At 57.5% G+C, this 26,043-nt stretch carries 24 protein-coding genes and 1 riboswitch; of the genes, 6 read left to right on the top strand and 18 right to left on the bottom strand.

Annotated features, from left to right (window positions below; translation table 11 throughout):
• Nucleotides 1-27 precede the first annotated feature (27 nt).
• Nucleotides 28-2,661, top strand: coding sequence for a M16 family metallopeptidase (locus DESU86_RS01115; protein ID WP_179979360.1), 2,634 nt, complete (start codon nt 28-30; stop codon nt 2,659-2,661).
• Between the two features lie 425 nt (nt 2,662-3,086).
• On the opposite strand, the gene DESU86_RS01110 is transcribed toward DESU86_RS01115, so the two are convergent.
• Complete coding sequence (locus tag DESU86_RS01110) at nt 3,087-3,299, bottom strand: hypothetical protein (protein WP_179979359.1); 213 nt, start codon at nt 3,297-3,299, stop codon at nt 3,087-3,089.
• Nucleotides 3,300-3,480: 181 nt separating this feature from the next.
• A riboswitch (cobalamin riboswitch) is annotated at nt 3,481-3,662 on the top strand.
• Nucleotides 3,663-3,873: 211 nt separating this feature from the next.
• Between DESU86_RS01110 and DESU86_RS01105 the strand changes: the two genes are divergently transcribed.
• The 3 genes from DESU86_RS01105 to nrdG all read left to right on the top strand — a co-directional run bounded on the left by DESU86_RS01105 (nt 3,874) and on the right by nrdG (nt 7,026).
• Nucleotides 3,874-6,129 (top strand): anaerobic ribonucleoside triphosphate reductase, encoded by a 2,256-nt coding sequence (locus tag DESU86_RS01105; protein WP_179979358.1) that lies wholly within the window; start codon nt 3,874-3,876, stop codon nt 6,127-6,129.
• A 197-nt stretch (nt 6,130-6,326) separates the two neighbouring features.
• Nucleotides 6,327-6,497, top strand: coding sequence for an anaerobic ribonucleoside-triphosphate reductase (nrdD, locus tag DESU86_RS01100; protein WP_179979357.1), 171 nt, complete (start codon nt 6,327-6,329; stop codon nt 6,495-6,497).
• Entirely contained in the window at nt 6,490-7,026 is a 537-nt protein-coding gene (gene nrdG, locus DESU86_RS01095; RefSeq protein ID WP_232088214.1) for an anaerobic ribonucleoside-triphosphate reductase activating protein, read from the top strand. The genes nrdD and nrdG overlap by 8 nt, the downstream gene beginning before the upstream one ends.
• Before the next feature lie 66 nt (nt 7,027-7,092).
• Here nrdG and DESU86_RS01090 read toward each other — a convergent pair whose 3' ends face one another.
• Complete coding sequence (locus DESU86_RS01090; protein ID WP_179979356.1) at nt 7,093-8,199, bottom strand: bacteriohemerythrin; 1,107 nt, start codon at nt 8,197-8,199, stop codon at nt 7,093-7,095.
• Nucleotides 8,200-8,261: 62 nt separating this feature from the next.
• On the opposite strand from DESU86_RS01090, the gene DESU86_RS01085 reads away from it, so the two are divergent.
• A complete protein-coding gene (locus DESU86_RS01085) occupies nt 8,262-8,474 on the top strand; it encodes a hypothetical protein (RefSeq protein ID WP_179979355.1) in 213 nt (70 codons plus the stop codon).
• A gap of 94 nt (nt 8,475-8,568) precedes the next feature.
• Here the strand turns inward: DESU86_RS01085 and nifS are convergent, their stop codons facing one another.
• The 6 genes from nifS to DESU86_RS01055 all read right to left on the bottom strand — a co-directional run bounded on the left by nifS (nt 8,569) and on the right by DESU86_RS01055 (nt 13,553).
• Complete coding sequence (gene nifS, locus DESU86_RS01080; RefSeq protein ID WP_179979354.1) at nt 8,569-9,723, bottom strand: cysteine desulfurase NifS; 1,155 nt, start codon at nt 9,721-9,723, stop codon at nt 8,569-8,571.
• A gap of 4 nt (nt 9,724-9,727) precedes the next feature.
• Entirely contained in the window at nt 9,728-10,564 is an 837-nt protein-coding gene (gene nifU, locus DESU86_RS01075) for a Fe-S cluster assembly protein NifU (RefSeq protein ID WP_179979353.1), read from the bottom strand.
• Nucleotides 10,548-10,991 carry an RrF2 family transcriptional regulator gene (locus DESU86_RS01070; protein ID WP_179979352.1) on the bottom strand — a complete coding sequence of 148 codons (444 nt, stop codon included), beginning with the start codon at nt 10,989-10,991 and terminating at the stop codon, nt 10,548-10,550. The genes nifU and DESU86_RS01070 overlap by 17 nt, the downstream gene beginning before the upstream one ends.
• Before the next feature lie 36 nt (nt 10,992-11,027).
• Entirely contained in the window at nt 11,028-11,969 is a 942-nt protein-coding gene (gene metA, locus DESU86_RS01065) for a homoserine O-acetyltransferase MetA (protein WP_179979351.1), read from the bottom strand.
• A gap of 192 nt (nt 11,970-12,161) precedes the next feature.
• Nucleotides 12,162-12,893 (bottom strand): ATP-binding protein, encoded by a 732-nt coding sequence (locus tag DESU86_RS01060; protein WP_179979350.1) that lies wholly within the window; start codon nt 12,891-12,893, stop codon nt 12,162-12,164.
• A 3-nt stretch (nt 12,894-12,896) separates the two neighbouring features.
• Nucleotides 12,897-13,553 carry an HAD family hydrolase gene (locus tag DESU86_RS01055; RefSeq protein ID WP_179979349.1) on the bottom strand — a complete coding sequence of 219 codons (657 nt, stop codon included), beginning with the start codon at nt 13,551-13,553 and terminating at the stop codon, nt 12,897-12,899.
• 292 nt (nt 13,554-13,845) lie between these two features.
• On the opposite strand from DESU86_RS01055, the gene DESU86_RS01050 reads away from it, so the two are divergent.
• The gene (locus DESU86_RS01050) at nt 13,846-14,742 is read left to right on the top strand and encodes an ornithine carbamoyltransferase (RefSeq protein WP_179979348.1); all 897 of its coding nucleotides are present in this window, start codon (nt 13,846-13,848) and stop codon (nt 14,740-14,742) included.
• Between the two features lie 58 nt (nt 14,743-14,800).
• On the opposite strand, the gene DESU86_RS01045 is transcribed toward DESU86_RS01050, so the two are convergent.
• The 10 genes from DESU86_RS01045 to rsmA form a co-directional block, all read right to left on the bottom strand.
• On the bottom strand, nt 14,801-15,385 hold the full coding sequence (locus DESU86_RS01045) for a serine/threonine protein kinase (RefSeq protein ID WP_179979347.1): 585 nt from the start codon (nt 15,383-15,385) through the stop codon (nt 14,801-14,803).
• Nucleotides 15,367-16,149 (bottom strand): 7-cyano-7-deazaguanine synthase QueC, encoded by a 783-nt coding sequence (gene queC, locus DESU86_RS01040; RefSeq protein WP_179979346.1) that lies wholly within the window; start codon nt 16,147-16,149, stop codon nt 15,367-15,369. Before queC ends, DESU86_RS01045 begins: the two co-directional genes overlap by 19 nt.
• Nucleotides 16,146-17,129: a thermonuclease family protein gene (locus DESU86_RS01035; protein ID WP_232088213.1), complete on the bottom strand. Its 984-nt coding sequence runs from the start codon at nt 17,127-17,129 to the stop codon at nt 16,146-16,148. Before DESU86_RS01035 ends, queC begins: the two co-directional genes overlap by 4 nt.
• A gap of 140 nt (nt 17,130-17,269) precedes the next feature.
• Nucleotides 17,270-19,039: an RNA polymerase sigma factor RpoD gene (rpoD, locus tag DESU86_RS01030; RefSeq protein ID WP_179979344.1), complete on the bottom strand. Its 1,770-nt coding sequence runs from the start codon at nt 19,037-19,039 to the stop codon at nt 17,270-17,272.
• The gene (dnaG, locus tag DESU86_RS01025) at nt 19,026-20,768 is read right to left on the bottom strand and encodes a DNA primase (RefSeq protein ID WP_179979343.1); all 1,743 of its coding nucleotides are present in this window, start codon (nt 20,766-20,768) and stop codon (nt 19,026-19,028) included. The genes rpoD and dnaG overlap by 14 nt, the downstream gene beginning before the upstream one ends.
• Before the next feature lie 186 nt (nt 20,769-20,954).
• On the bottom strand, nt 20,955-23,396 hold the full coding sequence (locus tag DESU86_RS01020; RefSeq protein ID WP_179979342.1) for an endonuclease MutS2: 2,442 nt from the start codon (nt 23,394-23,396) through the stop codon (nt 20,955-20,957).
• A 274-nt stretch (nt 23,397-23,670) separates the two neighbouring features.
• Nucleotides 23,671-24,138 (bottom strand): GatB/YqeY domain-containing protein, encoded by a 468-nt coding sequence (locus DESU86_RS01015; RefSeq protein ID WP_179979341.1) that lies wholly within the window; start codon nt 24,136-24,138, stop codon nt 23,671-23,673.
• A 110-nt stretch (nt 24,139-24,248) separates the two neighbouring features.
• Entirely contained in the window at nt 24,249-24,452 is a 204-nt protein-coding gene (gene rpsU / locus DESU86_RS01010; RefSeq protein ID WP_040368982.1) for a 30S ribosomal protein S21, read from the bottom strand.
• A 357-nt stretch (nt 24,453-24,809) separates the two neighbouring features.
• Nucleotides 24,810-25,082 carry an HU family DNA-binding protein gene (locus tag DESU86_RS01005; RefSeq protein WP_179981664.1) on the bottom strand — a complete coding sequence of 91 codons (273 nt, stop codon included), beginning with the start codon at nt 25,080-25,082 and terminating at the stop codon, nt 24,810-24,812.
• Nucleotides 25,083-25,202: 120 nt separating this feature from the next.
• Nucleotides 25,203-26,036, bottom strand: a complete 834-nt coding sequence (rsmA, locus tag DESU86_RS01000; RefSeq protein WP_179979340.1) for a 16S rRNA (adenine(1518)-N(6)/adenine(1519)-N(6))-dimethyltransferase RsmA — start codon at nt 26,034-26,036, stop codon at nt 25,203-25,205.
• Between the last annotated feature and the right edge of the window lie 7 nt (nt 26,037-26,043).

Below are 26,043 nucleotides of genomic sequence, written 5' to 3'. Positions count from 1 at the left end.
GGCTGCGGCCGCAGCGCAGGAGGTTTCATGCGGCGCTTTTTCTCATTGGTGGTTCTGGCTCTCGTGCTGGTTCTGTCATCAACGGCCCAGGCGGCCAGTGGCGAGACGGTTCGCAAAGACGACCGGATGCTCACACGTCTGCCCAACGGGCTTACAGTCTATATTGTCAAGGATGCGCGTTTCCCCCTGGTGGCCACGCGCCTTTATGTCCGTACCGGATCGGCCAATGAAAAGCCTGAGCAGGCGGGCATAAGCCATATGTTGGAGCATATGGTTTTCAAGGGAACCGAGCACAGGCCCAAAGGCCAGGTTGCCCGCGATGTTGAGGCTCTTGGCGGTTACCTCAACGCTGCGACCAGCTTTGACAAGACCTGGTATATGACCGACATGCCTGCCGCGCACTGGCGCACAGGCATGGATGTGGTCAAGGAAATGGCCTTCCAGCCTTCCCTTGATCCCAAGGAGCTGGAATCGGAAAAAGAGGTGGTTATTTCCGAACTGGAGCGCGATCAGGATTCGCCCATGAGCAGGCTGTTTGAAAGCCTGCAAACGTCGGCGCTGCAAAACACGGTTTATGGCCGCCCCATCATCGGTTTCAAGGACACCATCCGCGCCGTGACGGCGGAAGACCTGCGCGCCTATGTGCGGCACTGGTATCAGCCGCAGAACATGCTGCTCCTTGTGGCGGGCGATATTGAACCGGAAGCGGTGCTGGCCTATAGCCAGAAACTTTTTGGCGGGCTGACCAACAGCGGCGATCTCGCCGAAACGCAGCCCATAAGCCTGGCCGACGCTTCGGGCGGCCCCCGCGTGGAGGTTGTCCACGGCCCCTGGAACAAGGTGTATATGGGAATGGCCTTTCCGGCGCCCGGACTGCGCGACCTGCGGTCTGTCGATCTCGACGTGCTTTGCTATCTTTTGGGCGGCGACGGCACCTCGGAACTGTACCGCAAGTTCAAGTATGAAAAGCAGATGGTGGACAGCATCGGCATGGGCAACATGAGCCTTGCGCGGGCCGGGCTTGTGTATCTGAGCGCGCAGCTCGATGTGGAAAAGGTGGAGCCTTTCTGGCGCGAACTGACCAAGGATATGGCGGCGCTCAAGGCTGAAAGCTTCAAGCCCGAAGCCATCGCGCGCGCCAGGTTCAACCTTGAAGACAACATGGACCGCGCCGGTGAAACGCTCAACGGCCTGGCTTCGTGGCTGGGCACCGTGCAGTTTGAACTGGGCGGCGAACAGGCAGAAATGAACCAGCGTTTTGCCCAGCGCAATGTAGATACGGCCCAGTTGGCGCAAGCGCTGCAACAGTGGATCAATCCACGGCAGGCCCGTGTGCGCGTGTTGGCCCCAGAGGGCGCGAAGCTGCCTGACCTTGAGGCCATTTTACAGCAAAACTGGCCAGGATCCGATGGCGACCATGCGCAAAAGCCCCGCGCCATGAAGGCGGGCGAGCGCGAAGTGGTGCAACTGGGCGAAGGCCGCACCCTTATTCTTCTGCCCGACGCAACCGTGCCCTATGTGGCCATGGATATGATGCTGCCCGGCGGAAACGCGCTCCTCAAGCCCAACCAGCAAGGACTCGCCGGTCTCACGGCCCGCGCCCTGACAACGGGCAGCGGCAAGCTGGATGCCCAGGCCATGGAACGCTTCTTTGCTGACCGGGCGGCAGCCATCGACGCCAGCGCCGGGCTGCAAAGCTTCACCCTGTCCATCACCGGCCCGGCGCGTTTCAACGCGGACTATTTTTCCATGCTGACAGAAGTGCTGCACAGCCCGCGCTTTGAAGAAAAAGAAATTCGCCGTGAGGCCGACAGCATGAAAGCCGCCATCCGGCAACGTGCCGACAGGCCCACGTCATACCTGTTTTCACGACTCAACGGTTTTCTTTTCCCAGGGGGGCAGCCCTACGGCTATGACGGCCTCGGCAGCACGGAAATTCTGGATCGTCTGACCGGCAAGGAAGTACGCGCTTTCTGGCAGGAACAGCTGGGGCAGCCGTGGGTTCTTTCCGTTGCGGGCGATTTTGACCGCGAAGCTGTGCTGGCCTTTGCACGCTCCCTGCCCGTACCGAAAACGCATATTGCCGCGCCCGGCGCTCCCGTATGGGGACAGGACAAAAAGCTTGATCTGCATTTGCCCGGCCGCAACCAGGCCCATGTGTTGCAGACGTTCAAGGCCGTGCCGCCGACCCATGAGGACGCGCCTGCCCTCATGCTGCTCCAGTCTGTCCTTTCGGGCCAGAGCGGGCTGCTGTTCAGCCAGTTGCGTGATGTGGAGGGACTGGGCTACACGGTGACGGCGTTTTACCGCAGTATGCCTGAGGCGGGTATGATGGCTTTTTATATTGGCACCACGCCGGACAAGGTGGAGCAGGCCCAAAAAGGCTTTGCCAAGATAATTGGCGACATCAGGGAAAAACCTTTGTCTGCGGCGCTGCTGGAAGCCGGGGCCAACCGGCTGCTGGGCGCGTACTACCGTGACCGGCAGAGCCTTGGATCACGGGCGGCGGATGCTGCCAGCGACGCCTTGCTGGGGCGGCCCTATGATTTTGAGCGGCAGCTCATAGAAAAAGCCGCAAAGCTGACCCCGGCCCAGGTGCAGGCAGTGGCGAAAAAGTACCTGGACGAGGCCGATGTCTACAACCTTGTACTGTTGCCCTGACAGCAACCCGGGCAGGGTTGAGAGTACACACGAGCCCTGTGACACACACTGACAAAAAACCTCCGGCCCCAGGGCCGGAGGTTTTTGTCTGATGGCTGGGAGCAACCGTTTGAAGTTTTTTTGTGGGGGAGGGACCCTTTTGCAAAAGGGTCTCCTCCCCCACGCCCCCACCCCCTAAAACTCTTACTGTATCTGTATGTTGGTATGGTGAAAAAGGAGGCCAAGGGCCGCGTCTTTCAGTCAGAACGCCTTGCGCGCGGGGGTTCGCGGGAGGGCACGTGGGCTTGCGCAGAGGAGCATGCCTGCGTCACGGGACAGGGGGGAGTGCAGGCATCACCGATACGTGCGGCATGCCCATGTTTATACGGCCGGGACAAGATCATTTTGCCAGTTAATTACGTATATTTAACTGAATTTATTGTATATTATGAATTGTCTTCACGCTTCTTGGTAATATTTCTTAAAAAAATATGCCCCTGTAAAAATGGCAAATGGTGCGGTTTTCCAGAGGCCGCATCTGCAAAGCCGCAGTAGCCAAGGGTTTGAACAGCCTTGAAATCGTCAGGGCAGTGCGCTAGATTGTTGCTCGCACCAAGGGAGTCATCAGCCAAACATATAAAAGGCTGCGGAACTTTCAATGGCGGTTCCGGCAGTGTATTTTCGGGCAGGGTATAGCTCGCGCCCAGTACTTTTTTGCGGCCTTTTTTCAGGTTTGAATGAACGCTTTATAATAAAATTTATCAATAAAAACTGCACTGTTCCTACGTGACTAGGAAGCCTTTTTTGCTTACCCCAATTGACAGGATGCAGTTCTTTTGAGATTTTCTAGACATTGAAAGCGCCCTATGGGCTTAATAGAGAATCCCGTGAAAAACGGGAGCGGACCCGCCGCCGTAAGCCGCACAAACGCCGCCTTTCTTCATGCGCCACTGGGGCAATGCCCTGGGAAGGCCGAAAGGCGGTTGGCAAGCCGGAAGACCTGCTTTCAACAATACCCAACGGCTGTCGGGTATAATCCCTAACAGTCATACTATGGATTGTCGGCACGGGGCCTTTGCCGGCCAATCCTTTGCGGGAACGACCTGTTCCCGGCTACAGGCTTGCCCCTGGGTTTACTTTACCGCCCCATACGTTACTGGTGTCCCCTTCGTTCGTTATGCGAACGAACTTTTTTCACAGTTTTTTTCACAGTTGTTATGGGAGTCTTCCTCCATGCCCGCCAGCATCACTAAGCGCGATGGCACGGCAGTGCCTTTTGATTCTGTCAAGATTCTCAACGCCATTACCAAGGCCAATCAGGCCGTTGGCGGTGAGGATATGTCCCCTACAGACCTTTTGTTCGTAACTGAAAAAGTTTGCAAAAAGCTGGATGCCCGCAGCCTCAAGCACGTTGAAGAAATTCAGGATCTTGTTGAAGAAACGCTGATCCAGTACGACTACGCCAAGACGGCCAAGGCATACATCCTGTACCGCGCCGAGCATACGAAAATCCGTAATGCGGAATCGTATCTCATGGATATCTATAAAAAGCTTACGTATTCTCCTGCCCTTCACGAAGACATCAAGCGCGAAAACGCCAATATTGACGGCGATACCGCCATGGGCACCATGCTCAAGTACGGATCCGAGGGGTCCAAGTACTTTATCGACAACTACATTCTGCCCAAGGATGCCTCGGCCGCGCACATCAATGGCGACATCCATATTCATGACAAAGATTTCTACATGCTCACGGAAACGTGCTGCCAGATAGACCTTATCCCGCTGTTTAAAAACGGTTTTTCCACCGGGCACGGTTATCTGCGCGAACCCAACGCCATTGAAAGCTATTCGGCTCTGGCCTGCATAGCCATCCAGGCCAACCAGAATGAAATGCACGGCGGTCAGAGTGTGCCGCATTTCGACTTCGCCATGAGCGAAGGCGTCATTAAAACGTATCGCAAGGAATACGAAAGGGCCTTTAGCTCCTTTGTACGTATTGCCATGCATATGAAAGCCCAGGACTCGGCGGCTTTTACCGAAAAACTGCTGGCCAGCGTTGAACTGTGCCCGCGCCTTGGCAATATGGAAGAATTTGGCCGCAAACTTGATCAGGCCGTCGCAGCGGAACAGAAGGCCATGTTGGGTGAAGCCCATGCCTATGCCGCTGAGGAAGCCCTGAAGTATACCGAGCGGCGCACCTATCAGGCCATGGAAGCCCTTATCCACAACCTGAACACCATGAATTCGCGCGCAGGGGCCCAGGTGCCTTTCAGTTCCATCAACTATGGCACTGACACCTCCGCCGAAGGGCGCATGGTGACCAAGAACCTGCTCAAGGCCACCAAGGCGGGCCTCGGCAACGGGGAAACATCCATCTTTCCCGTGCAGATTTTCAAGGTGAAGTCCGGGGTCAATTACAACAAAGAAGATCCCAATTACGACCTTTTTCAGTTGGCCATCGAGGTTTCAGCCATGCGGCTGTTCCCGAACTTCAGTTTTCTGGATGCTCCGTTCAACCTGCAGTACTACAAGCCGGGCGACTACAACAGCGAAGTGGCCTATATGGGCTGCCGCACGCGGGTTCTCGGCAATGTCTATGACAAGGACAGGCAGGTGACCTGCGGACGCGGCAACCTGAGCTTTACCTCGGTCAATCTTCCCCGGTTGGGCCTTGAAGCCCAAGGCGACGTCAAAAAGTTCTTTGCTCTGCTGGACGACAGGATTGATTTGGTTTTTCGCCAGCTTATGCACAGGCTCAAAATTCAGAGCTCCAAAAAGGTGCGCAACTACCCCTTCCTCATGGGCGAGGGCATCTGGCTTGACTCCGATAAGCTGGGCTGGGACGACAGCATTGAAGAGGTCCTGAAGCACGGTACGCTCAGCATGGGCTTCATCGGCCTGGCTGAAGCCCTCATGTCCCTGCTTGGCAAGCACCATGGCGAAAGTGAAGAGGCACAGAAGCTCGGCCTTGAAATCATCAGCCATATGCGCAAGCGCTGCGATGACGAGTCGGAAAAGACAGGGCTGAACTTCTCGCTCATCGCGACTCCGGCGGAAAGCCTCAGTGGCCGCTTTGTCTCTCTGGACAAGGGCAAGTTCGGCAGCATTCCCGGCATTACGGACAGGGATTACTATACCAACTCCTTCCATGTGCCCGTGTACTGCCATATCAAGGCATTTAAAAAAATCGAGATTGAGGCTCCATACCATGCGCTGACCAACGCGGGCCATATCACCTATGTGGAGCTTGATGGCGATACCTGCAAAAATCCTGAAGCTTTTGAGCGCATTATCCGTTTCATGCACGACCATGGCGTGGGTTACGGCTCGGTCAACCATCCGCTTGATCGTGATCCCCTGTGCGGATATGTGGGCGTCATTAATGACTGCTGCCCACGGTGCGGCCGCAAGGAAGGCGAGGGTGTCAGTGCCGAGCTTCTTGACGAACTGCGCAAAAAGTATCCCCATATTCCCCAATGGAGCTAGGGCTGTTCGCCCTAGAACCGCTCCGCGCGGCGCGGGTGAGCGTCCGCCACTGGAATGCCAGACCGGCACGGTGGTAAAAAATTTGAGAATGCAAATTCTCAAAACGAAAAATTCATGTTGCTTGCTGTTGTGGCGGCCGCTCCGGCGGACTGCCTGAACCCCATACTTATTATTTATTACGTGCAAGGAGAAAGTCTATGTTGATGAAATCGCGTTTGTTTGACGAAGTGAAGCCCGCGCAGAAATTGGTGGGCCAGGGCATGACCTTTGAACGTACCCGCCGTATCACCGGCTATCTTGTGGGTACGCTGGATCGCTTTAACAATGCCAAACGCGCTGAAGAACATGACAGGGTCAAGCATGCCTAATGAGGCGTCTTCGCAACCCATGCGCCTGTCCGGCATTGTGGATGAATCCATAGTGGACGGGCCGGGGTTGCGATACGTTCTGTTTACTCAGGGTTGCCCGCACCGCTGTAAGGGGTGCCACAATCCGCAGACGCACAGCTTTGAGGGCGGCTTTCTCTTTACAGTGGAAGAGGCGCTCAAGCAATTTGACGAAAATCCCCTGCTTGCGGGAGTGACCCTTTCCGGAGGCGAACCGTTTGCTCAGGCGCCCCCCTTGTGCTCAGTGGCACAGGGGGTGCGCGGCAAGGGCAAGACCGTGATTACCTACACAGGGTATACTTTTGAGGATTTGTGGCGGCGCGCCCAGGATGACATCTGGACAGCACGCCTGCTGGATCTCACCGACCTTTTGATCGACGGCCCGTATATGGAAGAGTTGCGCGATCTGGAGTTGCTTTTTCGAGGGAGCTCCAATCAGCGTCTTTTGAGCAAAAAAGATCGTGAAAATATTGCGGCCGAGCTTGAAAAGCCTGATAAACCTCCCCTGTAGCATCAGAGAGTACCAGCGTTTCGGTTTCATTGTCTGACCATGAATAAAGCCCGCCATTGGCGGGCTTTATTCATGATCCGGCAGATGCGGCACTGTTCGGTCCTTGCGCTCTGCGCCGCCTGCTGCGCTGTCGTCCGTTTTCAGCGCAATGCTGTGATGCTGCGCCACATAAGGGGCAAAGGACACATCCATGCCCTGGATATGCTCAATGAGCCATGTCTTCAAAAATTCCAGCAGGGTCAGATCCACATCAGCCTTGCCTTGCAGCAGCGCTTCGCGAAAGAGCATGATTTTATTTTTAAAGGACTGATGTTCCTCAATATGCTTATGGCACAAAGGGTAGTCGGTGTAGGTAAAGAAGATTTCTTCGGTAGTAAAGTGCGTAAAGGCGTATCCGGCCAGTGCATCGAGAATTTCCAGAAGAAGGACGGAATCGCTGCCTTGCCGAAGGCCATTGTGCAACTTGTTTACGTATGAAAGCAGCAATTTGTGTTGACCGTCAATAACGGGGACCCCGGTGGAATAGCTGGGCGTCCACTGAAAGAACTCTTCCTCCCGCGCCGTTTCCGTCTGCATGGAGGAGGCTGGCGTATCGCCAAGAAAGGCGTTCATCTGGGCCAGGTAGTTTTCGCAATATTCCAGTTCTGCCGCAACCTTGTCCATCCATTGGGTGGTGAGCCCGCCAAAAAAAGCCGTTTCCGCAAGTTCCGGGCAAATACCGGCAAGCTTACGTTCCTGCTCTGCCTGATCGGCCGCCAGCAGGCGCAGTTTGCGCGCAGCCTCGTGCAGGCTGTCCTTGGTCATGACCTGACCGGACATGGCGATCGTGTATTTTTCATGGCATTCAGCGGCGTCCTGCCGCATTTTGTCCAGGTCGCGTCGGGCGGACGCGACCTCCCGGGTATGGGCTTCATCGTGTGCGGCCATAAGCTCGGCCATGTGGCACAACGCGCCGCAATCAGTGACAGGGGGAAGGTTGAGTGTGCCTGGTTTTCTGAGGCTGCTGCAAATGGTTTTAAAAGGTTTGAGCAGGTCCTGGTAGAGAAGAAAAAGCCCGCCAAAACCACAAACAAGCCCTGCCGTGCCTGCGGCATATGACAGGGGAGGGGAGAGGAGCAGTCCCAGCGCGCTGATGGCTGGCGAAACAGCTAAAAGAATAAAAAAAGCAGGCATGCTCTATCCTTGAGTCATGGCGGTTTTTGGCTGTGAAGGAATTTTAGAAGGCATTTCTGGCAATGGCTCCAAAAAAGCAGCCAGCCCCGTTGTGTAGCGGCCGGGATGCCCTGTTGTTCCAGGCTTTGGCTTTGGGGCTTCCCGCCGTGGCCAGTGAAACCTCACTGGCCACGGCGGGAGTGGAAAGAGACCTGCCGGGCGAATCCGGTTGGTACAATCTTTTACAGAATATCGATGAGGATATGAGCTCTCATCAGTTTGTCATTCTGCCCTAAGATGCGGTTTGCGGGAGAATCCATGCCACGTTGTGGCGAACCGCACTCTCGCGCCGCGTTAGAGCATTTTGCCTTTTTTCAAAAGTAACACGCTCTAGTTCTTGAAGGGCGAAATGGCTCTGAGCGTTTCAATGACCTGCGGAAAATGCTCAATCACAAAATTCACATCGTCTTCAGTGGTATAGCGCGACAGGGAGAGGCGGATTGAGCCGTGCGCGTAGTTGAAAGGAACGCCCATGGCGCGCAGCACATGTGAAGGTTCCAGACTGCCGGACGTGCAGGCCGATCCGGAACTGGCGCAAATGCCCAGCCTGTCCAGCATGAGCAGGATGGCCTCGCCCTCCACATTCTTGAAGGAAATGTTGGAGGTGTTGGGCAGGCGGTTTTCCACATCGCCATTGACCCTGCAATCGGAGATGCTCTCAAGGATGCCTGCTTCCAGCTTGTCGCGCAGCATGGCCACCTGTAGGCGTTCTTCCTGCATATGATCCAGGGCCAGTTGCGCGGCAACGCCCATGCCCACTATGTAGGGCACGTTTTCCGTGCCGGCCCGGCGTCCCCGTTCCTGATGGCCGCCGCGCAGGAAGGGGCGGAAGCGCACGCCCTTGCGGATGTACAGGACGCCAATGCCTTTGGGCGCGTGCAGCTTGTGCCCGGAAAGGGACAGCATGTCCGCAGGCAGATGGCTGAGGTCAATGGGGGTCTTGCCCACAGCCTGCACCGCGTCGGTATGAAAAAGTATGCCCTTTTCGTGGGCCATCTCGGCCATGCGCTGTATGGGGTAGATATTGCCCACCTCATTGTTGGCAAACATGATGGACACAAGCGCCGTGTCTTCAGACAGGGCCTGCGCATACTCGTCCATATCAAGCCTGCCCTTGTTGTCAACGGCAAGATAGGTGACGTGATAGCCGTGACGTTCCCAGTGCTGCATGACGTTGAGTACGGCAGGGTGTTCCACTCGGGTGGTGATGAGGTGGCGTTTTTCCGGCTGCGTCTGAACGGCCGTCCAGATGGCGGAGTTGTCGCTTTCAGAGCCGCAGGAGGTGAACAGGATTTCGTCCGCGCTGGCTCCAAGAAGGTTGGCCAGACTTTCACGGGCGGCGTCCACGGCGTCGGCTACCTGCCCACCGAAGGTGTGCATGCTGGAGGGGTTGCCATAGAGGTCGGAAAGGTAGGGCAGCATGGCGTCCAGAACTTCGGGCGCCACCGCCGTCGTGGCATTGTTGTCCAGATAGATGGTTCTCATGGCCTTACGCCTCCTCAACCACTAGGTCGGATTCCACATGTTCACGCAAAAGGCGCTGCACCAGGTCGCGGATGGTCACATCGCTGGAGCGGCATTGCGCGCAACGTCCGCGCAGCGAGACCACCACGCGCAGTCCGTCCACATCAACGAGTTCAATGTCGCCGCCGTCGGCCGCAAGGAGAGGCTTGATTTCTTCCTCAATGGTTTTGAGCACCAGTTGCATGCGCTGCACATTGGTCATCCGCTGCTTGGGCTTCAACTCCACCAGAGGCTTCTGCTTGAGTTCGGCCGCGAGAATCTCGCCGATTTCATCCAGGCATTCGCCGCACGCGCCGCCAGCCTTGGTGTAGTTTGTGACCTCTTCAACGGTCTTGAGCCCGTTTTCGCGAATGGCGCGGATGATCTGGGCATCGGTCACGCCGAAACACTTACAGACAAGCTTGCCTTCCTCATGGGCGTGCGGCACGGGGGGTTCGCCCTTCCACTGCCGGATGGCGGCCTCAAGCGCTTCCTGGCCCATGACCGAGCAGTGCATCTTTTGTTTGGGCAGCCCGCCAAGAGCATTGGCGATATCCTTATTGCTGATCTTGAGGGCGTCTTCCACAGACATGCCCTTGACCATGTCAGTCAGAACGGAACTGGAGGCAATGGCGCTGGCGCAACCAAAGGTCTCAAAGGTTGCGTCCTCGATTATGCCCTGTTCGTTGATCTTGAGATAGAGCTTAAGAGCGTCGCCGCAGGCCAGACTGCCTACTTCACCAACGGCGTTGGCCCCTTCCAGCGGGCCCACATTGTGGGGGCGCAGGAAATGGTCATGTACGGCTTCAGTGTAATTCCACATAATTACCTCCCAACGCGGAGTGTTTCTCTGTGTCTATGATTTCTTGCAGCGTTCGCTGTTGCAAAAAGCTGCGCATGTGTGCGTCCAGTTCACTCCAGAAGCCGCGTGTGGAGCAGTGCTTTTCCCGTTGGCAGGAACGGCCCTTGCTCAGGCAGCGCACTGGAGATATCTCGCCTTCAAGATGCTGAAAAACTTCTTCCATATTAATATCAGCCGGAGCTTTAGCCAAAGCGTAGCCGCCGCCGGAACCGCGTACTGCCCGCAGTACGCCCATGGGGCGTAATGCCCGGACAATCTGTTCCAGGTAGCCCGAAGAAATGTTTTCTTCGCGGGCTACCTGCCCCAACTGCAAAAGGCTGCCTTGGGGCTGGGCTGCCAGTCGCAATAGAAAACGCAGTCCGTAACGGGTTCTGGTAGAAAATCGCATAGGCTCCTCGTCTCCGGCAAGCGGTCGGTTTGGGTATTACAGGGACCGCGATTCGCGGTTCTGGGCAATGGCTGTAAGACTGAACGGAGTTTCCTGATACACGTAATAGTTGAGCCAGTTACAATAAAACAAATGCGCGTGCGCCCGCCAGTTCATGTGCGGCATGGCGGAAGCGTCGTCATTGGGGTAGTAGTGCTGCGGCACATCGGGGTTGAGGCCCCTGTCAACATCGCGGCGATACTCTGCATCAAGTGTTCCCCTATCATACTCCAGATGTCCGGTCATGAAAACTTGAGAGTGATCCGTGCGTTCCGCAAGGGTGACTCCCGCTTCATCCGACTGGGCCAAAAGGCGCAGACGCGGTTGGTCAAGGATGTTCTGCGCCCGTACTTCGGTATTGCGTGAATGCGGCGCGGTAAAAGTATCGTCAAATCCCCTGAAAAGGCGGCAGTCCGGATGCAGTATGTCATGATTGTAAATGCCCGAAAGTTTGCGCGGCAGATTGAATTTGGGGATGCCGTAAAAATGGTATAAGGCCGCCTGGGCCGCCCAGCAAATATACAGGGTCGAGTAAACGTGGCTGGAGGCATAGTTCATGATGTCAAGCAGTTCGTGCCAGTAGTCCACATCCTCAAAGGGCAGGTGTTCCACTGGCGCGCCGGTGACTATCATGCCGTCAAAGCTGCCGTGCCGTATTTCGCTGAACGTCTTGTAAAAACGTTCGAGATGCTGGGCCGGGGTGTTCTTGGATTCGTGAGCCTCTGTGCGCAACAGGGTGATATTGACCTGAAGAGGAGAGTTGCTCAAAAGCCGCAGCATCTGCGTTTCCGTGGCAATCTTGGTGGGCATCAGATTGACGATGGCTATTTCCAGCGGGCGGATGTCCTGCGCCACAGCGCGGTCTTCGGTCATGACGAAGATATTTTCGTTTTCGAGATCTGCGCAGGCGGGTAAATCCGCGGGAATCTTGATGGGCATGGCCTCTTCCTTGACCCTGAAGTTATTACAAAGGCAGTGATTATCTTGCCGGGCCGAATTTGTTCCTAACGTGGGGTCCCCGCTTTTTGCTCTTGCGGGGACCCTGCTTAAAACATAGCGATTTGATATGTTTTGTCAAGACGCTATAAAAGCTATTTGTTTGTACAGACAGTAAAAAAATCGCTGTTCATGTTACACCGCAACTATATGGCTCTCCACAGGAATATCGCTTTGCGCATCCTTCAGGGCTTGCTGCACCAGTCGCTCAAGTCCGCCACAGCACGGCACGCTCATGCGCAACACCGTGAGGCTGGCAATCTGCCCCGACGATATAATGGCCGTGAGTTTTTCCAGCAAAGCCGCGTTGTCTTCAAGCTTGGGACAGGCGATAATGGGAATGCGGCCCGCTATCCAGTCCTTGTGCAGGTTGGGCAGGGCAAAACCGGCGCAGTGGGCGGCCAGCAGCACATGCGCGCCCTTGAGAAAGGCGGCAGAGGGCGGCACAAGGCGCAATTGTATGGGCCACGAGGGCAAATCTGTGGCAAGACCGGGGTTGGCGGCCACAGTGCCGGGGCTCAAGGGTTTGAGGGCGCGTGCCATGCTTCCTGGGCATCCGCCGGGTTTATGCGGCATGCCGTGTGCAGGTCCGTGCTGGCCGTGCCCGGCAGGTTTGCCTGGCAGCCCATCGCGTTCAGCTTTGGCGGCGAGGGCTTCTTCTTCGTCAAAATCATCCGCCTCACGCTCAATAAGCTGTAAAGCGCCCTCGGGACAGTTCAGGCAGGCGCCCAGACCGTCGCAGTAAGAGTCTTTTATGAGTTTGGCCTTGCCGTCAACAATGGCCAGCGCGCCCTCGGCGCAGTCCAGTATACACTGGCCGCAGCCGGTGCACTTTTCTTCATCAATCTGAATGATAAGACGTTTCATATGCTATTTCTCGTCCGCCAGTGTCGGCAGTTGGGAAGGAGTGTCAATAATATGGTCGGCTCCGGCACTGCGCAGTTCTTCTGCGCCACGGAATCCCCAGGCCACGCCTACAGAAACCACGCCCGCATTATGTGCGGTCAGCACATCTACATCGCTGTCGCCCACATACAGAGTTTGTGGGACTGAAATATGCATTGATTCCATCATGTCCAGAAGGGCACGGGGGTGTGGCTTCAGGGGCGCGTCCTTTCGGGCGCCGCGAACCAGGGCAAAGGGAATGCCGGAAAAGTAGTGCCGGACGATTTCCAGGGTATGTTCATCGGGTTTGTTGGAAAGAACCGCCAAAGGGTGCCCAGCGGCCTGCAGGTTTTCCAGGGCTGCAATAACGCCGTCGTAGGGGCGGCTGTGCTCACACATGTGCTGCCCGTAGTAGTGGCGGGCTTCTTTCTCGATCTGCGCTATGGTCTGTTCGTCAAGTTTGACGTCTGCGGGCAGGGTACTGCGCACAAGTTTGCCGAAGCCGTTTCCCACAAACTGCTTGTAACTTGACAGTGGGTGGGCGGGGTAGCCGTATTTTTCAAGGATGGCGTTGCAGGCGCCGCCAATGTCAGCAAGAGAATTGAGCAGGGTTCCGTCAAGGTCAAAGAAAAAGGCTTTCATCAAAACTCCCGTTGGTCCTTGGTAACAGTAGAAGTCCCACAATGGCGTTGTAAAAACAGTGTAGCGGAAAAGCAGTGCAAATCACAAGTCTGCACCCGTGCAAAAAAGCATCAAGGTGAATTTTACACACAGGATTGACTGCTGGTCCCACAGTGTCGGGCTATTTTTTGTACAAGGGCTTTGCGTATGGTGTCAAATGCTTGCGCGGCGCTTCTGGACATAGGCACGGCGCCTTGTTAGAGTCTTAGCACCATGCTGAATTAACGTATGTGACCCTCGTCACGGAGGATTTATGGCACGACATATTTTAACTCTCAAGAATCTGGGCGAGAAGGCATCCTGGCTCCTGGTGCAACAGGCCATGGGCATGCCGGACGCCAAAACCCGCACCAATTTTATGAATGAACGTGTGGCGATGCTCATGTTTACCGACTATTCCCTGCCGGAACGGCTCTGTGTTTCGGCTGCGGTGCGGCAAATGGGCGGGGCTGTGGTGTATGAAGGCAACCGGAATGTCTGGCGAAGGGAACTGGCTGCCTTTCGTGAGCAGCTTATGCCGATCTTCAGTTATTATGTGGATTGTCTCTATACCTATGGCTTGCCTGTAGCCTCTTGGAATCCGGACAGGCTTGCCTTGCGCTTTCCCATCATCAACGCGGGCAGCCCCGACGCCCACCCCGCGCACGCCCTGGCTGATATCGCCAGCATGCTCCGCAATTCCAAGGATCTTCGCAATGTGACCTGCGCCTGGATCGGTTGCCACAATGGCACCCTGCATTCCCTGGTGACGGCCACGGAGTGGTTCCGCTTCAACCTGCGTATAGCCCTGCCGCCGCATGTGAACGCAACATCTCTCAAAGAAGAAGCCGCGCGGATGGGGAGCAAGATCGAATTTGTGGATACGCCTGAACAAGCTGTGCAAGGCGCGGATTACATCTCGGTCGGCTGCCGGGGCGGTCTTACCGCTGAAGAATATGATGACTGGAGCGTGAGCGAAGATCTGTTGGCCAAGGCAAAGCCGCACGCCAGGGTCATGCTTGGCGCAGCGCCAGCCGATGCCATCATGGTGAGCAGCAACATCATGCGTAATGGCAAAACGTCCATGCTGGCGCAACAGTCCGAATACCGGCTGCGCATGCACAAGCGCATGCTGCACTGGGCGTTCCTGGATAATGACGACGATGTGTAACAAATAAAAGAAGAACCGCCCGTTGATACGGGCGGTTCTTCTTTACGCAGTGAGCGTGTCAGTCCGCCAGGATTTCATATTGTTCCAGCTTGTCCCACACGGCGCTGATCAGCATGGCCATGATGGCCGCCAGGCGGGCCATGGACTGATTGTCCAGAGGCGTGGCTTCGCCACGAATCCGCGCCGTTTCCACGGCAAGGCGCTGGCAGAAAAGTTCGGGGCACTGTGACTGCTGCCCCTGGGCCAGCAGCGGCATGTATTGGGCAAAGGGGCCGTCCACAAAGGCTTCCAGCTTCGTGCCCACGTCCTCTGTGTGCTTGCCGGAGCCTTCGGGCTGGTCTGCGCCCTGGCCGTGCTGCGCAGGCTGATTTTGGTCAGCGTGCTGCAAAAGGTTGCCTGTCTGGCGCAGATAGCCCATAAGCACGCTGTTGGGGGCGTACTGCATAAGGCCCGACGTGACCACCGCATGGGTAAAGGCGCGCCATTCTGAGCAAAAGCTGATGGCGCCCGGGCCGTCAAGATAGCTGGACGGCAACTGGGCGCTGTGCGCCAGGCGCACCATGCCTTCCACATCCGTATTGATGGCAAAAAGAATGCAGGCCGCTTCAATGCCCTGTGCGGCAGTCAACTGTTTTTTGGACATGGTTTTTCACTTTCTGTCTGGCAGGCGGCCACATACTCGGCATACCCCGCTGCCCGCAAACGGCAGGCCGGGCATTGGCCGCAGCCATAGCCCCAGGGGTGGCGCTTGCCGCGCTGGCCCGCGTAGCATGTATGACTTTCCTCAACAATCAGGTCCACCAGGGCGGAGCCGCCCAGACTGCGCGCCAGGGTCCAGGCGTCTTTTTTGCTGCGCCACATGAGCGGCGTGTGCAAAACGTAGTTCGCGCCCATGCCCGTGTTCAGGGCCACCTGCATGGCCTTGATGCTGTCATCGCGGCAATCGGGGTAACCGGAATAGTCGCTCTGGCACACGCCCAGCACCATGTGGCGTATGTCCAGGCCGTAAGCCCAGGCTGCCGCGTGCAGAATAAAAATGAGGTTCCGGCCCGGCACAAAGGTGGTTGGCAGACCGTCAGGGCCGTGCTCTTCAATGGGCGCGGAGGATGTGAGGGCCGTATTGGCCAGCTGGCGAAAGAGATCAATATCCAGAAGGCAATCGGGTCCAAGGCGCTGCCCCCATTGGGGGTTCAGCGCGGCCATGCCTTGCCGCAGGTTCTGGCGGCAGGCCAATTCAACGGAATGGCGCTGCCCGTAATCAAAGCCAAGGGTGCGGACATGGCCGAAGCGCTCCAAAGCCCAGGCCAGGCAGGTGGCGGAATCCTGACCGCCGGAAAAGATGACCAGAGCCGTCTGATCCGCCAGCGGCCCGTGGGCGGCGGCATCCTGTCCAAGGCGTTCGCTCATGGCGTCACCGGCCAGAAGGGGCAAATCCGCGCAGGGGCGTAGCCCGCCATGAAGGCATCCATCAGGTTGCCGAAATAGACGCGGTTTCTTGGGCGGATTTTCTGGGCTTCGGCACAGTCTGAGGGGAAGAAACGCAGGGACTCCTTGTTGCCAAGGTAGGTGTTTTTGGCCACAGGCTGCGAAAGCAGAAAGCCCCACATGCCCCGGCGTTCGGCGATGGCCTCGTGTTGCAGGTTGCGCAGGCGTTCCTGCAACTGCGGGTTCAGGTCGCGGTGCGGATAGAAATAGGCAGCGCCATTGCGCACCATGATTTCGTTGAGGGATCTGCCGTCAGGCAGCAGAACTTCAGCCAGGATGCGGCCATACAGATCGCGATGCTTGACGCCCGCCTGAAGGAGCTTCACCTGCTGGCCCTGGGTCAGCGTGGTGAGCTGGCCCCTGGCTTCACGCGCAAAAAGCTGGCCCTTGCGGTCTCCCTTGGCCAGTTCGGGCGCGTCAATGCCCGCCAGACGCACGACGCGCCTGTCCGTGAGCTTGAGGGTGTCGCCGTCAAAACAGGTAGCCACAAGCCCAAGCGGCTGGGGCAGAGGCGGGGCCTCGGGGCCAGGACTGGCCGCCTGAGTCGTGGGAGCCGTCTGAGGCGCAGGCGCCGCATCGGCGGCGGCGGGAGCAGTGCTGTCAGGCTCTGCGGCGGCAGCCGGTTCAACGGGCGAAACTTCAACTTCAGCGGCGTTCGTGACTGCTGCTGTGGCGTCACGGGGGCCATCGGCGTTGTTCGGGATGGTGCTGGCAGCAGTGCCCGCAGTGTCCAAAGCCGCATCTGCGGGAGTGGGGGCGGCGGCCTGCTGTTGCGTCTGGGCCCAGGCACAGGCGACGGGTGAAAGGCTCAACAAGGGCAGGAGAGCCAGCAGACAAAGAAGGCCAAAAAACCTGGGCGCGCTGTACAGCCGCCCGAACCTGCGCAAAGCTGATACAATCACTATGGTATCCTGCTGCATGTGTGAAAAAGTGGCGGCGTCATGCCACCCCTTCAAAATTGTGAGTACCGTAAACCCTGCTGTTCTGCGCGGCCATGAAGCCGGGGCGGCCTGGCGCATACTGCCAGACCGCCCCGCATGAATCAATTTTCGTAGTACGAGCGCAGGGGCTGACTGCGAACCGGGTGGCGCAGTTTGCGCAGGGCCTTGGCTTCGATCTGCCGGATGCGTTCACGGGTAACGTTAAAGAGCTTGCCCACTTCTTCAAGGGTATGGTCGCTCTTTTCAGCAATGCCGAAGCGCTTGCGCAGCACTTGCTCCTCACGCGGGGTGAGGTCGGCCAATACGGCGGCCAGCTGCTCGGACAGCTTGGTGTTGATGACTTCTTCAGCCGGGGCCACAGCCTTTTTGTCTTCAATGAAGTCGCCGAGGCTCGAATCTTCTTCATCACCAATGGGCGTTTCCAGCGAAATGGGTTCCTTGGCGATCTTGAGCACCTTTTTGACCTTTTCCACCGGATATTCCATACGTTCGGCGATTTCTTCCGGGGTGGGGTCGCGGCCCAGTTCCTGCACAAGATAGCGCGACGTGCGGATGAGCTTGTTGATGGTCTCAATCATGTGCACGGGTATGCGTATGGTGCGGGCCTGGTCGGCAATGGCGCGGGTGATGGCCTGACGTATCCACCACGTGGCGTAGGTGGAGAACTTGTAGCCGCGCTGGTATTCAAACTTGTCCACAGCCTTCATGAGGCCGATGTTGCCTTCCTGGATGAGGTCAAGGAACTGAAGCCCGCGGTTGGTGTATTTTTTGGCAATGGACACCACGAGGCGCAAGTTCGAGCGGATAAGCTCCTGCTTGGCGCGCATGGCGGCGGTGTTGCCGCGCTTGATGCGCCACAGCACTTCTTCAAGGTCCGTCACGTTGTGGCAGCATTTTTCCTGAAGGCGGCTGAGAATTTCGATCTTGCCGATGATCATTTCCTTGAAGGAAAAAAGCTCGTCCACGCTGAGCTTGAGATCGCGGGCAGCGTCAACGGGATTCACCTCACGCTTTTCAAGCCCGTCGAACATGGCCTGGATTTCTGCCTGGGTGCGGCCGGTGGAAAGAATGTAGGCCGAAAGGTCGCGCTGGCAGTTGTGCATCTGGCGCACGTAGTCTTCAACCGTTTCAATGATGCGGTCGATGAGGGTTTTTTCCAGCTTGATGTCGCGCAGGCGCGTGACGATTTCTTCCTTGAAGCAGATAATTTCTTTCTGCACGGCGGTGACGCGGCGATCCATGCAGGCGCATGTATCCAGCTTTTTGTAAATCTTGCGCTTTTTCTTGAAGGTCTGCTTGATTTCGTCAAGCAGCAGAATAACGCGCGAGCGCTGGTTCATTTCGTCTTCGCTGGGGTCGTCCTCTTCAATGGTTTTGACCACATCCTTAAGTTTGATGCGGTTTTGGCGCAGGTCTTCGCCGACATTGATGAGTTCTTCAACCGCCACAGGAACTTCAACCAGGGCGTAGAGCACGTCCTGCTCGCCCATTTCGATTTTTTTGGCGATGACCACTTCGCCGTCACGGTCCAGCAGGGGAACGGCGCCCATTTCGCGCAAATACATGCGCACGGGGTCGGTGCTGCGCGACGAATAGTCGGCGGACTCTTCGTCTTCGGACAGATCCAGCGAGCTGTCGGTAATTTCTTCATCCGATTCGGTAGCGGCGGCGGAAATCTTTTTGCCGTCCTTTTCCGAATCCACAATAACGATTTCCAGCTGTTCAAAGATGCCGATAATTTCTTCAAATTGCTCGGGCGTGCTCATTTCAACGGGCAGAGCCTTGTTGACCTCTTCAAAAGTCAAAAAGCCCGCGCCCTTGCCTTTAGCAATAAGCGATTGAATCTGCTGGATATCTTTAAGATTGCTCATGCCCTTTCTCCAAGGTTTCCTTAAGTGCGCGAAGATAGTCCAAATCAGCCTCAAAGTCACCTGTGCCGGTATTGGCTCTCAAGGCTGCGGATAGAGATGATTTTTGCGCTGAGGCGTAGTAATTGTTCAGATAATGCCGCAGTGATTCCAGTTCCCTGTCGCCGTCGTCACGCGGTGCGGCCTCCGGGCCGCAACATTTGCACCAGAAATTTTTTTCTCTCTGGTCCAGTTGATGAAAAACCGCTTCCGAACCGTGCGTTTCGATCTTGTCCCACAGCTGGCGGGCCACGGGGGATTGCAGAACAAGATCAGCCCCCATTTCCTGCATGTCCGTCAGCCGGTGCGGGTAGCGCACGGCAAACATCATGACTTCACGATCGCGTATACTCTGTCGCGCGCGCCCGGCCGAAGTTCCGCCAGTTTCGGCGCGCGTTCTGTCTGACCGTGAACCGCGCGACTGGACAAGCCCTTCGCGCAGGTCGGTCTCTGACAGTTGAAGATGATTGGCCAGCCGTGAAACGTAGGGGCTGACCAGTTCGGGAATCTCCACCTGACGCAGAAAGTTTCGCGCCCATTCCACGGTTTCCCGTGGGGCAAGCGCCTTGAGCACATCGACGCAAAATCTGAGGCCGTCCGGGGCCTGGGCCTGCAGTTCCTCAAACGCTTCCGGGCCCGCGCCGCGCAGCAGGCTGTCGATGTCTTCTCCATCGGGCATCAGCACCACAGAGCAGGACAAGCCGCGCGTAAGCAGCATTTCGCACGAACGCAGGGCCGCCTTGCGCCCGGCGCGGTCGCCGTCAAAAAGCAGGGTCATCTGCGAAACAAAACCAGAAAGCCGTTTGATCTGTTCCGGCGTGAGCGCCGTGCCAAGCACCCCCACGGCATTGTCATAGCCGAACTGGTGCAGGGTCAGCACGTCCATATACCCTTCGGTCAGCAGTACCCGCCCCTTGGTGACCAGACCCTTGCGGGCCTGCGCCAGACCGTAAAGATGTTCGCCTTTTTTATAGATGGGCGTGTCGGCGCTGTTTATGTACTTTGCTTCGTCCTCATCGCCGATGATGCGGCCGCCGAAAGCTATAATCTGGTTGGACAGGCTCTTGATGGGAAAGATGAGCCGCCCCCTGAAGCGGTCATAGGCCCGCCCGTTGCCGGACTGCCCCAGCAGGCCGGATTCAACCGCCATGCGCCCATCAAAGCCCGCGCGCCGCAGCGCATCGGCCAGGGACTGCCACTCTCTCTTGGCCCAGCCAAGGCCAAAGCGCTGCACTATTTCCTGGCTCAGGCCGCGCTTGTCTATATACGCCCGGCATTCTTCGCCGTCAGGGCCGTTGAGGGTGGCGGCAAAGTGCCCGGCGGCCAGTTCATACATGCGCAGCATCTGCTGCCGCGAGGAGCGGCGTTCGCGTTCTTCGCCCTGCTGGCGGGCGCTGTTGGGGCCGCGCTCAATGGTTATGCCTGCCTCAGCGGCAAGTTGTTCAAGGGTTTCCTTAAAATCCAGACCGTTAATGCGGCTGTAAAAATCAAAGATGTCGCCCGAGGCGTGGCACCCGAAACAGTAAAACAATCCCTGGTCTTCGTTGACGGAAAAGGAAGGCTTGGTTTCCTGATGAAAGGGGCAGGGCGCCACCCAACGTGGGCCGTTGCGCCTGAGCTCCACATAGCGGCGCACGATGTCCACAATATTCATGCGCTCCTTGATGGCGCGTATGGCGTCCTTGGATTGCATTGCAGATTCTTTTCCTTGGCCAGAGAGCGGCGTGCGTGTGTTTGGACTCTGTTGCCGTCAGCGGTGACAGCCTGCTACGCAAAATCCTGTTCTCCGGCAGTAACAAAACGTGTTTCGTCAGAATGCTGCACGGCTGCTTCCAACGCAAATTTTCGCAATCCCAATAACCTGTTTTGGGCGCATCGGCTAACGCAGGGTTACAACTGTCATGCCGTCGCCCCCCTGGTCTTCTGGGGCGAGGCTGAAATTCTCCACTGCCGGAAAGGCCCGCAAAAATTCGTGAACCTGTCTGCGCAAGGCTCCCGTGCCGCGTCCATGCACAACTTCCACTTCCCTGAAGCCCGCCAGCAGCGCTTTGTCCATGAAGCGCTCCAGTTCCGCAAGCGCTACATCGGCACGAAGACCCCGCATGTCAAGACGTAGTGACGCCCCGTCGGCCGCTCCGGCAGGTCTGGCTGATCCTCCGCTTTCAGGCGCAACGGGCTGTCGCGGTGTGCTGTCCAGAATGGAAGATTTGCCCGTGGGGCTTTGGGCAGCCTGTCGCCCCGGAATGCGCAAGGCCTTCATGTCGGCCCAGAGGTTCACGCCGTTCATGTCCAGACGCACGCGTCTGCGGCGTTCGTCCACATCGGTGACAACGCCGCGTTTGTTGAAAATGGTATGCAACACGTGCTGGCCCACAACAAAATGTTCCGGGCTGGGCAATATAGATCGGCTCTGCGTGACTTCGCTTTCCGTTGCCAGCGACGCGCGCAACCGGGACATCTCTTTCAGGGCCTGCTTGTGTGTGGCGCGCCCTTCTTTCCAGGCGCGCATAAGCTCGGTGGCCTTGGCGCGCACCTCGTCATGCAGGCGCAGGCGCTCTTTTTCCATCTTTTCGCGCTCAAGCTTTGTGGCCGAGCGCGCCTTGTCCTGTTCCTGCCTGAGGACAACAAGCTCTTCTTCGCGCCGGGCGGCCAGATCGTTCAGGCGGCCAAGCAGGGTTGTGGCGTCCTGGCCGTCTTGCAGCAAATAGTGCTCGGCCCGGCGCACTATGCTCTCCGGCAGGCCGTGTTCGCGCGCCACGTCCAGAGCCTGACTGGCTCCAACCTGGTCGTAAGCCAGCTTGAACAAAGGCTTTTTACTCTGGGGATCAAAGAGCATCGAAGCCGCCCTGGCTCCTTCCCTGGTGAGGGCGTAGCTCTTGAGCGCGGGAAAATGTGTGGCCGCCAGAACAAAGGTATGTTTGTCCAGCAATTCGTCAAGTACCGCCTGCGCCAATGCCGCGCCCTGGGCCGGATCAGTCCCTGCGCCAAACTCGTCCAGCAGCACAATGCCGCTGGCGTCAAGATGCTTCCAGGCTTTGGCCAGGTGTTCTATCTGGGCCGTGAAGGTGGACACGTTGTCCGCAAGGCTCTGTTCGTCACCGATGAAAGCATCCACGCGGCTAAACCACGGCACATGCGAACCAGCCCCCACAGGCACGGGCAGCCCGCTCAGCGTCATGGCCGCGATAAGGCCGAGGGTTTTCAGGCAGACGGTCTTGCCGCCCGCGTTGCCGCCGGTAATGACCAGGGCGCGCTCGCCGGGGCGCAGGATGATGTCCAGCGGACGCACGGACGCAGCGGCCGCGCCTTTTGCGCCCTGAGCAGCGGCGCTGTTGGCCGCCTTTGCCCTGTTGAGCACGAGCAGGGGATGCCGGGCCTCAAGCAGCTGTATGCCCTCGGCCACGGGAGTGAGCGGCAGGCAGCGCCCGTCCAGCAACGCGGCCAGACGGCGTTTGGCCTGCAACAGGTCAAGCTGGGCAAGAAGCTCAAGCGCCGCCTGAGCTCCCGGCAGTTCGGCTTCCAGCAGGCCGCGCAGGTAGAGCAGCACCTTGCGCTCTTCTTCGCGCTCCTCACGCTTGAGTTCCTGAAGGCGGTTGTTGATCTCCACCAGGAACATGGGCTCGAAATAGCAGGTTTCGCCGGTTTGCGACCAGTCGTGGATGATGCCCTGCATGCGCCCCTTGAAGTTGGCCTTGAGGGGCAGCACGTAGCGGTCTGACGAAAGGGTCATGAACTCGTCCTGCAGGTAGGCCAGCATGTTGTACTGCAGGGCAAAGTCCTTGACCTTGCGCATGCAGCTCTGGTGCAGGCGGCGCAGTTCGCCGCGCAGGCGATAGAGTTCGGGCGAGCTTTCATCCCTGAGGAGGCCGTCGTCAGAAATGCAGCGCAAAAGGGCGGCTGTAAGCTGCACCGGCAGGGGAGCGCCGTCGGCCATGGCCAGAAGGTGCGGCCACTGCCGTGGCGCATCGGGCACAGCGATGGCGGCATGGGCGTCGCGCGCCAGGCGCAGCACTTCCCGCAGCGCCCAGAAAGCGTCCACGTCGGGCTGAAAGGCGTGGGCGCGCGAGGTTTGCGCCGCGTGCAGAAAGCCCGATACGTCGGGAAAGGCGTTAAGCGTAAAGACCGCGCCACCAGGGGCCGGGCGCGAGGACCAGTCCGCAGCTTCCTCATAAACGCGCGCGGCAAGGTTCACGTCCTCCGCCGAGTCCAGCGGGGTAAGGTTCAGGGCACGTTCACGTCCGACGCCTGAAATGCACAGCGAGGAAAGATGGCTGGTAATGTGATGGTATTCAAGGGCCTGGAGCGTGCGGGTGTGGATCATGCTGATGCCTCAAAAGCGCTGGTACGGCGAACCGCAGAAAAAAGGGCGCACGAAATGCCAGGCCTTGCAGCCCGGATAGTATGGAGGGCGCTTCTTCGCCAGGCGCACAGTCTTTCCATTTGCGAGGCAACTCCCGGCTGGACGGTATATCTGGCCATGGCGATTGACGCTGGAATGCTGCGGCATGCCCACCTGCGGGAATGCGGCGTAAAAATGGCGCGTGACGCTGTGCGCCGAAGGATGTCGCAAAATATCCTTCGGCCGTGCGGTATGGTCAGGACTGCAGGCGCTTCTTGACGGCCTCGGACAAAGCCTTGCCGTCCACCTGCCCCTTGTGCCCGGCCATGATGGCGGAAATAACCCGGCCCATGTCCTTGGGGGATGTTGCGCCAAGTTCAGCCACCGTGGACTCGATAAGAGCCTGCAGCTCTTCCTGGCTGAGGGCCTTGGGCAGATATTCCTTGAGAACGACCAGTTCAGCCGCTTCTTTGTCCGCCAGATCAGGGCGCTGCGCCGCAGTGTACTGTTCAATGGAATCCTGGCGCTGCTTGCCTTCCTTGACGATGACGTCAAGCATCTCTTCATCAGAAAGGCTGCCGCCAGGCCGCCGCATGTCCACCAGGCGGTTTTTGACCGCTGTTTTCAGCAGGCGCAGCACAGTGAGCCGCACGCTGTCTTTAGCTTTGTAGGCCAGGATGTAGTCTTTTTCGATCTGCTCAAAAAGCGTGGTGGTGACGGTCATAACAGTAGTGGGGGTGGAGTGTGGAGTAATGCAGAAAATGCGGGAAACCCCAAGGGGCTTCCCGCATGACTGGCCGGATGAAGGCCCCGGGCGCATAAATGCGCGGCCGGTTAAGCCATGTTCATCTTCCTGATTTTTTTCATCAGCCGCTTCCGGGCGGCGGCCTTTTTCTTTTTGCGCATAACGCTGGGCTTTTCGTAGTGCTGGCGCTTTTTCATTTCTGAAAGAACACCGGCCTTTTCTACCTGCTTCTTAAAGCGACGCAGCGCAATGTCAAAGTTATAATCGTCTTCGTTAAGAAAAACTCCGGGCAAGAAAATCACCCCCTTCGGCGGCAGGGCTGGCTCTTGACAGCCCCAAAAATAACCGTCAACGGTCTTACCCGTACACGGACAGCGACAGAGTCGCCAAATGAGTGGGTTATATAGCCCGCATGCCGTAAAAGGGCAAGTCTTTTTTCAGGGAAACGGTGTGGGCAGAAGGCGGGGGGACGTCGATGCGACGCAGAGGCCGGAGGCTGAAAACCCGAGATAACATGTATGTCTTCGGCTCCCAGTGGCTTCCAGCATACATGTTATCTGAGGTTTTTCCGAACGTGTCCAGCATCGGCCACAGCCGTGACGGGCATGTACGGTTTTGGCCGCCATGCCATGCGGCAGAGCGGCGGAAGATCAATTCAAAGAATCTTTGAGCATCTTGCCGGGGCGAAATTTGAGAATTTTGCACGCTGGAATGGTAAGCGTATCACCGGTACGGGGGTTGCGCCCCTGCCGTGCTTTACGGTGTTCGACCGCAAAGGTGCCAAAGCCAGTAAGCGTGAGTTTGGATTCCTTGACGAGAGCGTCTTCGACGGAAGCGAGAAAAGCGTTGAGGGCCCGCTCAGCAGCAGCCTTGGTCAGATTGGCCTTGGCAGCGATTTTTTCAACCAGATCAGCCTTAGTCATCAGCATGTCCTCCTGAAAAGTTCCCCGGCATTGTTTTCAAGTGCCCTTTTGCAGGGCCACTTGCTTGAAATACGCTAATGTCGCACAACGCAGCAAGATTATGGATAAACAGAAAACTTTTTACGCCATGTTGTCAAGCTGTGACGCCCAAAAAGCGGAAATACGCTGAAAATCGTGATGAGAAAGCACTTCTGGGCGCAAATTGGGTGCAATTTGGGCACTTTTGAATGCATCTTCAAGACCTGGTTGCGCCGCGCGGCGGAATATGCCGCCAAGTTGCTTGCGCCTTTGCTGAAAACAGATGCGCAACAGGCGGGACAAAAGCGCGGGGTGCGCAGGACGTTCACTGAGCGGTAAGGGGGTGAAACTCAGGACGGCTGAGTCCACCTTTGGAGGCGGGCTGAAGGCCCCCGGGCCCACCACAAACTCCATGCGCGGACGGGAATAGCTCTGCACCCAGACAGAAAGCGCCCCGTAATGCCCGGTGTCCGGCTGTGCCGCAAGGCGTTGGCCCACTTCTTTCTGTACCATAAACGCCGCCATCTGCCAGCCTTCGGACCGGGATACGATGTCCCAGATAAGCGGAGAGGCCACATTGTAGGGCAGGTTGCCTATGACCTTCCACGGTTCCTGCACGCTGATGCGCCGCCAGTCAAACCGCAGGGCGTCGGCAAGCACCGCCTGCGTGTTGACGCCACCCAGGCGTTGGCGCTCGGCGGCCCAGTGGCGGTCTTTTTCAATCAGCAGCAGTCGGGAATGCGGGGCTGCCTCAATGGCGCGGGTCAGCGCGCCGGGGCCAGGGCCAATTTCAACGATGCGATCCTGGGCGCATGGGGCGATAAGGGCCGCAATGCGGTGGCAGATATCTTCACGGCGCAGAAAATGCTGCCCAAGACTTTTTTTGGCGCGGGGGGCATGCCCCTTGCCGCTGGTTTCTGTAGTGCGGAGCGTCACGGGTTCA

The sequence above is a fragment of the Desulfovibrio sp. 86 genome (genome assembly GCF_902702915.1).
Taxonomy (GTDB): Bacteria; Desulfobacterota; Desulfovibrionia; order Desulfovibrionales; family Desulfovibrionaceae; genus Desulfovibrio.
Note: the sequence above shows the minus strand (reverse complement) of the source record. Positions and strands in the feature narration are given on the sequence as shown.